The following is a 13,614-nucleotide window of genomic DNA, read 5'->3' as shown; positions in this document are numbered from 1 at the left end:
GCCGGGGGCAGCTTATCCAACCCAAGCCGCCAGGCAATGGGGAAATCCTCAAGGAGTATCAATGCGTCATTACGAAATCATCCTCATGATCCACCCGGATCAGAGCGAACAAGTTCCTGCCATGCTGGAGCGTTACAAGGGCATGATCACCGCTGGCGGTGGCAAGGTGCACCGTGTTGAAGACTGGGGCCGTCGTCAGATGGTGTACATGATCAACAAGCTGGCCAAGGCCCACTACCTGTGCGTCAACATCGAAGCCGACCAGGCCGTGATGTCCGAACTGGAACACGCGTTCAAGTTCAACGACGCTGTGTTGCGCCACCTCACCGTGCTGAAGAAAAAAGCCGAAACCGGTCCTTCTTCCATGATGAAGACCGTGGAACGTGAAGACGCACGCAAGGCCCAACAGGCCGAGTACCAAGCGTAAACACGTATTTGCCTGAGAAGGAGTGCAAACCAACTCACTGGTTTTAAGTGCCTGTATCGCAGAGGTTGAATCCATGCGTTACACGCCAGCCGGCATGCCCGCCCTGAATTTGCGGCTCGAACATGAGTCCCAAGTCTCTGAGGCAGGTGGTCAGCGAACCGTGAAGGTGGTGGTGAAAGCAGTGGCTTTCGGCACATTGGCAGAGCGGCTTGCAAAGCAGGCCATCGGCAGTGTCTGGAGGTTCAATGGTTTTCTTGCCAATGCACGCCAAGGCAAATCCCTCGTGTTTCACATTCAAGATTTTTTGCAAGACTAATTTTTAGGAGTCCATCATGCCCGGACCAAAACGTTTCAACAAAGACAAGCGCCCCAAGCGCAACACCCAATCGCTGCTGTTCAAGCGCAAGCGCTTTTGCCGCTTCACCGTGACTGGTGTGGAAGAGATTGACTACAAAGACATCGACACGCTGCGTGACTTCATTGCTGAAAACGGCAAGATCATTCCCGCACGCCTGACCGGCACCCGCGCAATTTTCCAGCGCCAACTGAACACCGCTATCAAGCGCGCTCGCTTCCTGGCGATGCTGCCTTACAGCGACCAGCACAAGATCTAAGGAGTCCCGACCATGCAAATTATTCTGCTCGACAAGGTCGTGAACCTCGGCAACCTGGGCGAAATCGTCAAGGTCAAAGATGGCTACGCACGCAACTTCCTGATCCCTTCTGGCCGTGCACGCCGCGCTACCGAATCTGCCAAGGCAGAGTTCGAAGCCAAGCGCGCTGAACTGGAAAAAGCAGCTGCTGCCAAGCTGGCTGAATGCCAGGCTCTGGGCGAAAAGCTCGGTGGCACCACCATCAAGCTGACCCAAAAGGCTGGCGTGGATGGCCGTTTGTTTGGTTCCGTGACCAACTACGACATCGCCGAGGAACTGGTGAAGGCCGGTTACAAGGTTGCCAAGGCCCAAGTGCGCATGCCCAACGGTCCCATCAAGATCGTTAGCGACAGCACGGTGAGCGTGGCTCTGCACACCGACGTGGTGGTGGACATCACCGTGTCCGTGTACGGCGAAACCGCTTAATTGCACCCAGAAGGCTGACCCGCGGTTGCGGGGCAGCCCTCTCCAAAAGCCGCCGGGGCTGGTCCCTTGCGGCTTTTGTGTTTTTGGGGGCGGACTTATCCTGAGCTTTACACAGTTTGCCCACATCTTGCCCCCAGCTTTTGCTATCGACGTGCCCCTGCGGGCCGCTTAGGATGCAAGGTTCCAAGGAAATTCACCATGTCTGCCGTTTTGTCTGCCAGCGACGCTTTTGAGCCCGACCGCCAAATTGCCCAACTGCGTGTTCCACCACATTCCATCGAGGGAGAGTCCAGCGTGCTGGGTGGTCTGTTGTTGGACAACGAGGCCTGGGACCGGGTGGGCGATGTGGTGGTGGACACCGACTTTTACCGGTATGAGCACCGCCTGATTTACGCCTCGATCGGCACGCTCATCAACGGTAACAAGCCTGCCGACGTGATTACGGTGTTTGAGCATTTGCAAAGCCAGGGCAAGGCCGAAGACATTGGCGGGCTCACCTACCTGAATTCGCTGGCCCAGTATGTGCCCAGTGCCAGCAATATCCGCCGCTACGCCGAGATCGTGCGCGACCGCTCCATTCTGCGCAAACTGGTCAGCGCCAGCGACGAAATCGCCACCAATGCCTTCAACCCCAAGGGGCGGGCGGTGTCTGAGATCGTGGACGAATCCGAGCAGAAGATTTTCAACATCGGTGAGCAAGGCAAACGCAACAAGCAGGGCTTCCAGGGCATGGACACGCTGGTGGTCAACCTGTTGGACCGTGTGCAGGAGATGGCCGATAACCCCAACGACGTAACCGGGGTGCCCACGGGCTTTATCGACTTTGACCGCATGACGGCCGGTCTGCAGGCGGGTGACCTGATTGTGTTGGCTGCCCGTCCCTCCATGGGCAAAACTGCGCTGGCCATCAATATCGCAGAGCATGTGGCATTGAACGAAGGCCTGCCGGTTGCCATCTTCTCCATGGAAATGGGCGCCGCCCAGTTGGCGGTGCGTATCGTCGGTTCCATTGGCCGCATCGACCAGGGCCACTTGCGCACTGGCAAGCTCAGCGACGACGAATGGCCGCGTCTTTCTGAAGCGATCGAGAAGCTGCGCACCATTTCCTTGCACATCGATGAAAGCGCGGGTCTGAACTCCAGCGAGGTCCGGGCCAATGCACGCCGTCTGGCACGCCAATGCGGCCAGCTCGGCCTGATCGTTGTGGACTATTTGCAGCTCATGAGTGGCAGCAGCGGCGATGGTGAAAACCGTGCCACTGAGCTCGGTGAAATCTCCCGGGGCCTGAAGATGCTGGCGCGTGAACTCAAGTGCCCGGTGATTGCGCTCTCGCAGCTCAACCGCTCGGTGGAGCAACGCCCCGACAAACGCCCCATGATGAGTGACTTGCGCGAATCTGGCGCCATCGAGCAGGATGCGGACATCATCATGTTCATTTACCGCGATGAGTACTACACCAAGGACCAGTGCAAGGAGCCCGGCGTGGCTGAAGTCATCATTGCCAAACAGCGTAACGGCCCCACGGGCACGGTCAAGCTGGCCTTCATGAACCGCTTCACCAAGTTCGAAAACCTGGCCCATGGCGGCGGGGGCGACGACTACTGAGCACGCTCCGACGCCAACGACAAGGACTGGATGCCAAATTGGCCTCCAGTCCTTGTCGTTATTGCGCGAGCAGCTATTAAATCAATAGCATTCCAGTCCGTGGGACTTGGGGCACGTCACTGCGTGAGTGGTCTGCCCTACAAGTATTAGAGAACCTCACTCGCAAAGTCCGCCAGGCGCGAACGTTCGCCGCGCGCCAGCGTGATGTGCCCGCCGTGTGGCCAGCCCTTGAACTTGTCCACCGCAAAGGTCAGGCCCGAGGAGCCTTCGGTCAGGTAGGGGGTGTCAATCTGCGCGAGGTTGCCCATGCAGATGATCTTGGTACCAGGGCCCGCGCGTGTGATCAGGGTCTTCATCTGTTTGGGCGTCAGGTTTTGCGCTTCGTCGATGATCACGTACTTGTTGAGGAAGGTGCGCCCGCGCATGAAGTTCATGCTCTTGATCTTCACGCGGCTGCGGATCAACTCGTTGGTGGCAGCGCGGCCCCACTCGCCCGCACTGGTGTCGGTCTTGCCCAGGACTTCGAGGTTGTCGTCCAGCGCACCCATCCAGGGGCCCATCTTCTCTTCTTCGGTGCCTGGCAGGAAACCGATGTCCTCTCCCACGCTTACGGTGGCGCGGGTGACGATGATTTCGGTGTAGCGGCGGTCGTCCAGCACCTGGGTCAGGCCGGCGGCCAGGGCCATCAGGGTCTTGCCGGTGCCGGCGGTACCGGTCAGGGTCACAAAGTCGACTTCGGGGTCGGTCAGCAGGTTCATGGCGAAGTTCTGCTCGCGGTTACGGGTGGTAATGCCCCACACCGCATTCTTCAAGTGGTTGAAGTCCTTGAGCGTCTTGAGCACGGCGGTGGTGCCGCGAATTTCGGTCACGCGGGCATAGAGGCTGGGTTCGCCGGGTGATTCGAAATACACAAACTGGTTGATCATCATGCTCGGCACGACAGGGCCATCCACCTTGTAGAAGGTGTGGGGGCCTTGTTGCCAGCTTTCCACCGCCTGGCCGTGTGTGGCCCAAAAGTCGGAGGGCAGGGCGAGTGCGCCGGAGTACAGCAGATCGCCGTCTTCCAGCGTCTTGTCGTTCTGGTAGTCGTCCGTGGCAAGGCCCAGTGCGCGCGCTTTCACGCGCATGTTGATGTCCTTGGACACCAGCACCACCTCACGCGGCGCATAGTGCTGGCGCAAGGCTTCCACCACCCCCAGGATCTGGTTGTCGGCCTTGCCTTGGGGCAGGCTGGTGGGCAGGCTGTAGTTCAGCGGTTGGGTCTGAAACATCAGCTTGCCGCGCGCATCCTTGTGGCCGGTGCTGTCGAGCTGGAAGCCCGCTGTGATGTCGGCACCGGGGGTGCCGGCCAAGGCGTCGAGCGTGCGGCTGGTCTGGCGGGCATTGCGCGCCACTTCGGTCATGCCCTTTTTGTGCCCGTCCAGTTCCTCCAGCACGATCATGGGCAGGTAGATGTCGTGTTCCTCAAAGCGGAACAGGCACATCGGGTCGTGCATGAGTACGTTGGTGTCCAGCACAAACAACTTGGTGGGGCCGGTTCCGCCGGTCTTTTTGGCACGGCGTACGGGTGATACGGCGGTCTTGGCGGCGGGGGCGGCCAGCACAGGGGTACTGACTGGTACGTTGACGGGGGTGTGCGTCAAGGCAGCTGTTTGCGGCTTTTTGTTGGCTTCTGCCGCTACTGGCTTGCTGCGGGTGGCAGAGGCAGCGGGCGCCAGGGGTTCTGTCTGCGGGGCTTTGCGCTGGGGGCGCTGGGAGGCTCGTGCGGGTGCGTCAAAGTCTTTGGCGGTCAGGCGATCGGCGCGCTTGGACGGGGCAGTGGGCAATGGCATGGAGTGGGCTCGCAGAGAATGGAAAGTGAGAAACCGTAGCCGGAAAAACGAAAAAGCCGCCTTGAGCCAAGGCGGCTTTTTGTGAGAGCGCGGTTGCGACGTTCAACGGCATGAAACCATTATGCATGAGCCCCATGGCGGTCTTGTTTTGGTGGTGCACCAAAACAACAGTGAACGATCAGCCGGCTTTTTTGAGTGCTTTGACAGCCTTGAGCACATCATCCACGTGGCCGGGAACCTTGAGGCCGCGCCATTCTTCCTTGAGCACGCCATCGGCGCCTACCAGGAAGGTGCTGCGTTCAATGCCCTTGACCTTCTTGCCGTACATGATCTTGTTCTTGACCACACCGAACATGTGGCACATTTTTTCTTCGGTGTCGGCAATCAGTTCAAACGGCAGTTCCAGCTTGGTCTTGAACTCGTCGTGCGACTTCATGTTGTCGCGGGAAACGCCGAACACCTCGGCGCCGGCTTTGACAAAATCTTTGTACTTGTCGCGGAATTGCATGGCTTCCGTGGTGCAACCGGGGGTGTTGTCCTTGGGGTAGAAGTACAGCACCATGGTTTTTCCGACATGGGTGGTGTTGCTCACCTTGATGCCGCCGGTGGCGTTGGCTTCAAATTCGGGTAGGGGTTTGTTGACAACGATCGCCATAGGGTATTTCAGTCTCGCGTGCTTGATGTGTCAGTCGTAGTGCGGGGCGCCAAACGTGACAGCAATTCGTCGCCCCAGACCGCAACCCGCGATTTTACTCTGAAATGCCTACCACCCCGCTACGAATTGCTGGTGGATCCCCTAGACCAGCAGAGCGGCGACTACCTTGCGGCCTTCGCCCGCCAGAAAGTTGTAGGTGCGGCATGCGGCGTGGGTGTCCATGGTTTCCACGCCAATGCGCCTGCCAAACAGGGCGGTCAGCCACTGGGGCGGCGGAAACTGGATGCGCGGGCCGCTGCCAAACAGCACCAGCTCGGGCTCCAGCGCTGCCAGTTCGTCAAAGTGACCGCCCAGCAAATCGGCAAAGCTGCTTGCGCCCCAGGGGCGGCACAGGCCCTGGCTGCTGACCAGGATGCTGGAGTGGTGTTGCTCACCGTTCACGGCCACCCAGCCCGGTCCGTAGCCGGTGATGGACGGGCCTTGGGCCGCATCGGGGATGAATTTCATGGTGGGTTCGGGCCTGTAGGGGGTAGGAAGCGGTTTGCGCTGTGGCAACGCGGGTGTGGGCCCGTCGTTCTGTGGTCAAATTATAGGTTTCACCCTGTGCTGCCTACCTCCCGGAGGGACTTTGAAAACCATTCAGAAATCTGCCAAGCTGGCCAATGTGCTCTATGACATCCGCGGTCCCATCATGGACGCGGCGCGTCAGATGGAGGACGAGGGTCAGAAGATCATCAAGCTCAATCTGGGCAACTTGGCGGTGTTTGGTTTTGACGCGCCCGAGGAAATTCAGCAGGACATGATCCGCAACCTGCCCAACTCGGCAGGCTACTCCGACAGCAAGGGCATTTTTGCGGCGCGCAAGGCCGTGATGCACGAGACCCAGAAGCAGGGCATTGTCGGCGTCACGCTCGACGACATCTACCTTGGCAATGGCGCCAGCGAGCTCATCACCATGGCGACCAACGCGCTGCTGGACGATGGTGACGAATTGCTGCTGCCGATGCCCGACTACCCGCTGTGGACGGCCGCTACCAGCCTGTCTGGCGGGACACCGGTGCATTACCTGTGTGATGAAACCAATGGCTGGATGCCCGATCTGGACGACATCCGCGCCAAGATCACACCGCGCACCAAAGGCATTGTGGTCATCAACCCCAACAACCCGACCGGCGTGATGTACTCCACCGCGCTGCTGCAGGGCATCATCGAGATTGCGCGCCAGCATGGTCTGGTGATCCTGGCCGATGAGGTGTATGACAAGGTGCTGTACGACGGCATCCACCACACGGCGCTGGCCAGTCTGTCCACCGATGTGCTTACCCTGACCTTCAACTCGCTGTCCAAAAGCTACCGTTCTTGCGGCTACCGCGCCGGTTGGCTGGTGGTGTCGGGCAACAAAAAGGTTGCCACCGATTACATCGAGGGCCTGAACATGCTCTCGAACATGAAGCTGTGCTCCAACGTGCCTGGCCAGTGGGCGATCCAGACCGCCTTGGGTGGCTACCAGAGCATCAACGACCTGGTGTGTGAGGGCGGACGCCTGCGCCGCCAGCGTGACCTGGCCTATGAGCTGATCACCGCCATCCCCGGCGTGAGCTGCGTCAAGCCGCAAGCCGCGCTCTACATGTTTCCCAAGCTGGACCCGGCGGTGTATCCGATTGCCGATGACCGCCAGTTCTTCCTGGAGCTGCTGCGCGAGACCCGCGTGATGCTGGTGCAAGGCACGGGGTTCAACTGGCAGCAGCCGGACCATTTCCGCATTGTGTTTTTGCCGCACGAGGACGACTTGCGCGAGGCCATCGGCCGCATTGCCAAGTTCCTGGAAAGTTACCGCAAGCGCAATGCCAGCTGAATCACTCTGATTTTGATAGCGGCTCGCGCAGTATTCATGCGGGCCGGACGTATTTTTTACTTGAAAAGCTTATGAAACCGATACAAGTGGGCGTGATGGGCCTGGGCACTGTGGGCAGTGGGGTGTTCAACGTCCTGCAGCGCAACCAGGAAGAGATCAAGGGCCGTGCCGGCCGCGGCATCGAGGTGACCATGGTGTCGCGCCGCAACACCGCGCTGGCCAAGGAGATCGTGGGTGACAAAGCCCAGGTGGTGGCAGATGCGCGCGAGATCATCCGCAACCCCGACATCGACATCGTGGTCGAGCTGATTGGTGGCTACACGCTGGCCAAGGAGCTGGTGCTGGAAGCCATTGCCGCGGGCAAACACGTTGTTACTGCCAACAAGGCACTGCTGGCCGTGCACGGCACCGAAATTTTTGCCGCGGCGTCTGCCAAGGGCGTGATGGTGGCGTTTGAGGCCGCCGTGGCTGGTGGCATTCCCATCATCAAGGCGCTGCGCGAAGGCCTGACCGCCAACCGCGTGCAGTGGATTGCCGGCATCATCAACGGCACCACCAACTTCATCCTGTCCGAGATGCGCGACAAGGGCCTGGACTTCGATGTGGTGCTGAAAGAAGCGCAACGCCTGGGCTACGCCGAAGCCGACCCCACCTTCGACATCGAAGGTGTGGACGCCGCGCACAAGCTCACCCTCATGTCGGCCATTGCCTTTGGCATCCCGGTCCAGTTTGACAAAGCCTACGTGGAAGGCATCACCCAGCTGGGCTCGGCCGACATCAAGTACGCCGAGCAACTGGGTTATCGCATCAAGCTTTTGGGCATCACCAAGCGCACGGCCAAGGGCATCGAGCTGCGCGTGCACCCCACGCTGATTCCGGCCAAGCGCCTGATCGCCAATGTGGAAGGTGCCATGAACGCCGTGGTGGTGAATGGTGATGCCGTGGGCACCACGCTGTACTACGGCAAGGGCGCAGGCTCCGAGCCCACCGGCAGCGCCGTGATTGCCGACCTGGTCGACATCACCCGCCTGCACACGGCCGACGCCGCCCAGCGCGTGCCGCACCTGGCCTTCCAGCCGCACAGCATGAGCGACACCCCCATCCTGCCCATGGGTGAAGTGGTGACGAGTTATTACCTGCGCCTGCGCGTGGCCGACGAGGCCGGTGTGCTGGCCAAGGTCACCGGCATCCTGGCCGAGGCCGGTATCAGCATCGACGCCGTGCTGCAGCGTGAAGCCGACGAGATCAGCGGCGAAGCTGGCACGCAAACTGACGTCATCATCCTCACGCACGATTGCGCCGAGGCCAAGATGAACGCCGCCATTGCCCAGATGCAGGGGCTGCCCACGGTGCTGGCGCCTATCACCCGTATCCGTAAAGAGGAGCTGAACTGATGCGTTACCTCTCCACCCGCGGCAACCCCGACCGCAAACGTTTCTGCGAAATCCTGCTGGAGGGCCTGGCGCCCGATGGCGGCCTGTACCTGCCGGAGGCCTACCCGCAAGTCAGCGACGCCACCTTGCAGCAATGGCGCCGGGTCTACCACGAGCAGGGCTACGCGGCCCTGGCGTTCGAAATCCTCTCGCTCTACATCGACGACATTCCGGCCGACGATCTGCGTGCCCTGTGCGCCAAGACCTACACCGCCGAGGTGTTTGGCACCGGTGAGATCGTGCCGTTGCGCCATCTGGAAGACGGCGTCTGGATCGAGGCCCTGTCCAATGGCCCCACGCTGGCCTTCAAGGACATGGCGATGCAGCTGCTGGGCAACCTGTTCGAGTACGAACTGGGTCGCCGTGGCGAAGAGCTCAACATCCTGGGCGCCACCAGTGGCGACACCGGCAGCGCGGCCGAATACGCCATGCGTGGGAAGAAGGGCGTGCGCGTCTTCATGACCAGCCCGCACGGCCGCATGAGCCCCTTCCAGCAGGCGCAAATGTTCAGCCTGCAAGACGCCAACATCCACAACATCGCCATCAACGGCGTGTTCGACGACTGCCAGGACATCGTCAAGGCTGTGTCCAACGACCTGGCCTTCAAGCGCAAGTACAAGATTGGCACGGTGAACTCCATCAATTGGGCGCGCTTGCTGGCCCAGGTGGTGTACTACTTTGCTGGGTACATCCAGGCGACTGAGCAGAACGCGCAGAAGGTGAGCTTTGCGGTGCCTTCTGGCAACTTCGGCAACGTCTGTGCTGGCCATGTGGCGCGCCAGATGGGTCTGCCGATTGACAAGCTGGTGGTTGCCACCAACGAGAACGATGTGCTCGACGAGTTCTTCCGCACCGGTGTTTACCGTGTGCGCGGCACGGCGGATACGCATGAAACCTCCAGTCCGTCCATGGACATTTCCAAGGCCAGCAACTTCGAGCGTTTTGTGTTCGACCTGTTGGGCCGCGATAGCGCACGGGTGAAGGCTTTGTTTGGCGAAGGCCTGTCCAAGACCGGCCAGTTCGACCTGAGCGCAGACCCGGTGTTCGCCCAAGCCGCCAGCCGCTACGGTTTTGTCAGTGGCAAAAGTGTGCATGCCGACCGCCTGGCGACCATCCGCGCGACCTTCGAGCAGCACGGCATGGTGATCGACACCCACACGGCCGATGGCCTGAAGGTGGCGTTGGAGCAGCGCACGCCCGGTGTGCCCATGGTGGTGCTGGAAACCGCCTTGCCCATCAAGTTTGCGGCCACCATCGTGGAAGCCCTGGGCCGCGAGCCCGAGCGGCCCGCGAAGTTTGAAGGCATCGAGGCCCTGCCCAAGCGGGTGCAAGTCATGGACGCCGACGTAGCCGCCATCCAGGCGCTGATTGCCGCGGAGTGCGGCTACTGAGCCAAAATATGAGAGAAATAGCTGCCTAGCCCTTATGGAATATGCGCAAGCAGCTATATAAACCATAGCAAGAAAGAGCATGTCTACAGCCCCCCGCAAACCCCTGATGCCGCTGGACGACGCGCTGGCCCAACTGCTGGCCAGCGTGCAACCCTTGGCCCAGACCGAGTCTGTGTCCATCAGCGATGCCGATGGTCGCGTGCTGGCAGAGGCCATTGTCTCGGGGCTGCAGGTGCCGCCCTGTGACAACAGCGCCATGGATGGTTATGCGGTGCGCGTGGACGACGTGCTGGCTGCGCAGGGCGCCTTGCCGGTGTCGCAGCGCATTGCAGCCGGCAGCGTGGGCTCGGCCTTGCAGCCGGGTACCGTGGCTCGCATCTTCACCGGTGCGCCAGTGCCACCGGGGGCCGACGCGGTGGTGATGCAGGAAGAGTGCACGGTGGTGGAGGCGACGGATGCCTCTGCGCCACCCCGTGTTCAGATCAATGCCACCCCGCTGCCTGGCCAAAACATCCGCCGTTCGGGCGAGGATGTGGCCCGTGGCGACGTGGTGCTGGCCGCTGGCACCCGCTTGGGGCCCGCCGCGCTGGGCCTGGCCGCCAGCGTGGGAATGGCCCAACTGCAGGTGGTGCGCAAGCCGCGTGTGGCGCTGTTCTCCACGGGCGACGAGCTGGTGCTGCCCGGCACCGTACCGCCCGAGCAGATGCCACCGGGTGCCATCTACAACTCCAACCGATTCTTCCTCAGCGCCATGCTGCGCCGCCTGGGCTGCGAGGTGACCGACCTGGGCATCGTGCCCGACCGGCTGGATGCGACCGTGCATGCGTTGCAACAGGCTGCCGCCAGCCACGACCTGGTACTCACCAGCGGCGGTGTCTCGGTGGGAGAGGAAGACCACATCAAACCTGCCGTGCAGTCCCTGGGGCAGCTGGACCTGTGGCAAATCGCCATCAAACCCGGTAAACCCTTTGCGCATGGCCGCATTGGCGCGGCGCACTTCGTGGGTTTGCCGGGTAACCCGGTGTCCAGCTTTGTCACTTTTGTCTTGCTGGTGCGGCCCTTGTTGCTGCGCCTGCAGAAGGTGCAGGATGTTGCTATGAAAAGCATAGCTGCCCGCGCAGACTTTGATTGGCCCAGGGCCGAAAAACGCCGTGAATTTTTGCGCGTGCGCCGCAACGACCATGGTGGCCTCGATCTCTTCACCAACCAGAGCTCCGGCGTGCTGACGTCTGCAGTCTGGGGCGATGGCCTCATTGACACGCCGCCGGGCGAACCCATCCTCTATGGCGCCACAGTGCGCTACATCCCGTTTAGCGAGTTGTTGGCATGAAAATTACTGTGCGCTACTTTGCGTCCGTGCGCGAAGCCATGGGCACCGGTACCGAGGTACTGGACACCCAGGTTGCCACGCTGGGCGCGCTGCGCGCCGAGCTGGTGGCCCGTGGCGGCGCAGGGGCCGAGGCCCTGGCCCCCGGCCGTGCGGTGCGCATGGCGCTGGACCAGGTGATGAGCCCCGAGTCCACGCCACTCACCGCCAGCTGTGAAGTTGCCTTCTTTCCGCCCGTTACCGGGGGCTAGACTGCCACCGCAGCACTAAGCGCCGCCAGTTGGGTTGTCAGTGCGGCGGATGCCGCGGTCATCGGGGCGCGCAGCTCCGCCTGCATCAACCCCTGCTGCGCCAACAGCGCTTTGACCGGCCCCGGGTTGGGTTCTGCAAATAGCGCCTCTATCAACGGCAGCAGCGGGCGCCATAGCGCCTGTGCTGCCACCAGTTCACCGCGCAGCACATGGTGCATCAGCGCCACCAGGCGCGCCGTGTGGACGTGGCCGCTGGCCGCAATCGCACCGGTTCCGCCCAGCGCCAAGGTGGTGAAGATATTGGCATCATCCCCGGCCAGCACCTGCAACTGCCTGTCGGCAATTAGCGCCTGGGTCTTGGCCAGGTCGCCACCGCAGTCTTTGATGGCGATGATGTTGGGGTGCTGAGCCAGCGTGCGCAGCGTGGCCAGCGTGAGCAGGGCTCCGGTGCGCGCAGGGATGTCGTACACCACCACAGAATGGGCACTTGCATCGGCAATCGCAGTGAACCACTGCAACAGCCCGGCCTGCGAGGGCCGGATGTAGTGGGGTGCCGGCACCAGCAGGCCCGCCAGCGGGCGCGTGCGCAGGGTGCGCACCCAGTCCAGCGTGTCCGGCAGGTGGTAGCCCGACAGGCCCATTACCAGTGGCAGGCCCGGGGCAGCCTGCGCCACGGTGTCCAGCACGGCCAGTTGCTCGTCGGCACTCAGCGCGGCGGCTTCGCCCGTGGAGCCGCAGACCACAATGCCGGCAATGCCTTGCGGCACCAAGTGCTGCACCAGCTTGCGCAGGGCCGTGTGGTCCACGGTGTTGTCCCGAAACGGGGTGACCAGTGGGATCCACAGGCTGGAGAAGGTGGAGGGAGCGTGCACGAAAACATCCTTTGCAGAAACAAGACCGATGGAAAGAACCATCGTCAGCTGCGCGGCGGTTTGCGTAAACGGGGGAGGGTGTTGTTCGCAGTTCCATCGCTCATCTGAGGACGGAACCGCAGCTCCGGTCAAATGAGCTTGGGTTTTTTGGAAGTGTTCGCAGCCATCGCGCACGGGCCTGCCAGAGCCAAAATGGCCATGGTGAAGCGTGTGGTGTCTGTGAACATGGCTGCCATGCTAGCACGGTGCCACAATTCGACCATGCCTTCTGACGCCATTTCTTCCCCCCGTGTTCGAATCCAGCCACAGCCTTTCGATGTGGCGCAAGAGATTGCCGCCCTGCAGGCCGGTGATCCGCGTGTGGGTGCCGTCTGCACTTTTGTGGGCACGGTGCGGGACCGCAATGTGCCGGGTGCGGAAGGGTCGGTGCAAACCATGGAGTTGGAGCACTACCCCGGTATGACCGAGAAGTCCATCGAAGCCATGGTGGACGCGGCTTTTGCACGTTTCGACATCCTGGGCGCCCGCGTAGTGCACCGCGTGGGCCTGTTGTACCCGACCGACGGCGTGGTCCTGGTCGCCGTGACCTCGGCCCACCGCGGCCAGAGCTTCCAGGCCTGCGAGTTTTTGATGGACTACCTCAAAACCCAAGCGCCTTTCTGGAAGAAGGAGCAGACGGCCGCCGGCGCGCATTGGGTGGATGCCCGCGTCAGTGACGACGAAGCCCTGGCGCGTTGGGGCATAGAGGCACGCAACGCCTGAGCCCCCTGTGGCGAAAAGCGTAGCACCCGGGCCCTGAAAACAGGCGCTTTGGGCCTGATCCACCTACAATCATTCGCAGGCAGTTGCTGCAGTGGGTCTTGCCCCATTCAGTCTCCGCCTCAGCG

At 61.5% G+C, this 13,614-nt stretch carries 15 protein-coding genes; 11 read left to right on the top strand and 4 right to left on the bottom strand.

Annotation, left to right across the window (positions count from 1 at the left end; genetic code table 11):
* The first annotated feature begins 61 nt into the window (after nt 1-61).
* The 5 genes from rpsF (at nt 62) to dnaB (ending at nt 3,111) form a co-directional block, all read left to right on the top strand.
* On the top strand, nt 62-427 hold the full coding sequence (gene rpsF, locus AC3WS7_RS03135; RefSeq protein WP_029708817.1) for a 30S ribosomal protein S6: 366 nt from the start codon (nt 62-64) through the stop codon (nt 425-427).
* Between the two features lie 22 nt (nt 428-449).
* Entirely contained in the window at nt 450-743 is a 294-nt protein-coding gene (gene priB, locus AC3WS7_RS03130; protein ID WP_492655338.1) for a primosomal replication protein N, read from the top strand.
* 16 nt (nt 744-759) lie between these two features.
* Nucleotides 760-1,041, top strand: coding sequence for a 30S ribosomal protein S18 (gene rpsR / locus AC3WS7_RS03125; RefSeq protein ID WP_029708819.1), 282 nt, complete (start codon nt 760-762; stop codon nt 1,039-1,041).
* A 12-nt stretch (nt 1,042-1,053) separates the two neighbouring features.
* Nucleotides 1,054-1,506 (top strand): 50S ribosomal protein L9, encoded by a 453-nt coding sequence (rplI, locus tag AC3WS7_RS03120; RefSeq protein WP_296469522.1) that lies wholly within the window; start codon nt 1,054-1,056, stop codon nt 1,504-1,506.
* Between the two features lie 198 nt (nt 1,507-1,704).
* Nucleotides 1,705-3,111, top strand: coding sequence for a replicative DNA helicase (gene dnaB / locus AC3WS7_RS03115; protein ID WP_296469520.1), 1,407 nt, complete (start codon nt 1,705-1,707; stop codon nt 3,109-3,111).
* A 146-nt stretch (nt 3,112-3,257) separates the two neighbouring features.
* Here dnaB and AC3WS7_RS03110 read toward each other — a convergent pair whose 3' ends face one another.
* The 3 genes from AC3WS7_RS03110 to AC3WS7_RS03100 form a co-directional block, all read right to left on the bottom strand.
* On the bottom strand, nt 3,258-4,943 hold the full coding sequence (locus tag AC3WS7_RS03110; RefSeq protein ID WP_296469518.1) for a PhoH family protein: 1,686 nt from the start codon (nt 4,941-4,943) through the stop codon (nt 3,258-3,260).
* A 178-nt stretch (nt 4,944-5,121) separates the two neighbouring features.
* Complete coding sequence (locus AC3WS7_RS03105; RefSeq protein ID WP_296469516.1) at nt 5,122-5,598, bottom strand: peroxiredoxin; 477 nt, start codon at nt 5,596-5,598, stop codon at nt 5,122-5,124.
* Between the two features lie 141 nt (nt 5,599-5,739).
* Nucleotides 5,740-6,105, bottom strand: coding sequence for an Mth938-like domain-containing protein (locus AC3WS7_RS03100; RefSeq protein WP_296469514.1), 366 nt, complete (start codon nt 6,103-6,105; stop codon nt 5,740-5,742).
* Between the two features lie 121 nt (nt 6,106-6,226).
* On the opposite strand from AC3WS7_RS03100, the gene AC3WS7_RS03095 reads away from it, so the two are divergent.
* The 5 genes from AC3WS7_RS03095 to moaD all read left to right on the top strand — a co-directional run bounded on the left by AC3WS7_RS03095 (nt 6,227) and on the right by moaD (nt 11,855).
* Nucleotides 6,227-7,453 (top strand): pyridoxal phosphate-dependent aminotransferase, encoded by a 1,227-nt coding sequence (locus AC3WS7_RS03095; protein ID WP_296471339.1) that lies wholly within the window; start codon nt 6,227-6,229, stop codon nt 7,451-7,453.
* Nucleotides 7,454-7,524: 71 nt separating this feature from the next.
* The gene (locus tag AC3WS7_RS03090; protein WP_492655337.1) at nt 7,525-8,847 is read left to right on the top strand and encodes a homoserine dehydrogenase; all 1,323 of its coding nucleotides are present in this window, start codon (nt 7,525-7,527) and stop codon (nt 8,845-8,847) included.
* A complete protein-coding gene (thrC, locus tag AC3WS7_RS03085; protein WP_296471345.1) occupies nt 8,847-10,277 on the top strand; it encodes a threonine synthase in 1,431 nt (476 codons plus the stop codon). The genes AC3WS7_RS03090 and thrC overlap by 1 nt, the downstream gene beginning before the upstream one ends.
* Before the next feature lie 79 nt (nt 10,278-10,356).
* The gene (locus tag AC3WS7_RS03080; protein WP_492655336.1) at nt 10,357-11,607 is read left to right on the top strand and encodes a molybdopterin molybdotransferase MoeA; all 1,251 of its coding nucleotides are present in this window, start codon (nt 10,357-10,359) and stop codon (nt 11,605-11,607) included.
* Nucleotides 11,604-11,855 carry a molybdopterin converting factor subunit 1 gene (moaD, locus tag AC3WS7_RS03075; protein WP_492655335.1) on the top strand — a complete coding sequence of 84 codons (252 nt, stop codon included), beginning with the start codon at nt 11,604-11,606 and terminating at the stop codon, nt 11,853-11,855. Before AC3WS7_RS03080 ends, moaD begins: the two co-directional genes overlap by 4 nt.
* On the opposite strand, the gene dapA is transcribed toward moaD, so the two are convergent.
* Complete coding sequence (gene dapA / locus AC3WS7_RS03070; protein WP_492655334.1) at nt 11,852-12,727, bottom strand: 4-hydroxy-tetrahydrodipicolinate synthase; 876 nt, start codon at nt 12,725-12,727, stop codon at nt 11,852-11,854. The genes moaD and dapA overlap by 4 nt on opposite strands.
* 276 nt (nt 12,728-13,003) lie before the next feature.
* On the opposite strand from dapA, the gene AC3WS7_RS03065 reads away from it, so the two are divergent.
* Entirely contained in the window at nt 13,004-13,489 is a 486-nt protein-coding gene (locus tag AC3WS7_RS03065) for a molybdenum cofactor biosynthesis protein MoaE (protein WP_492655557.1), read from the top strand.
* Nucleotides 13,490-13,614: the final 125 nt, after the last annotated feature.

The sequence above is a fragment of the Rhodoferax sp. EU05-FHT12H12 genome, from assembly GCF_058791215.1.
This window is presented reverse-complemented; position numbering and strand designations above follow the sequence as displayed.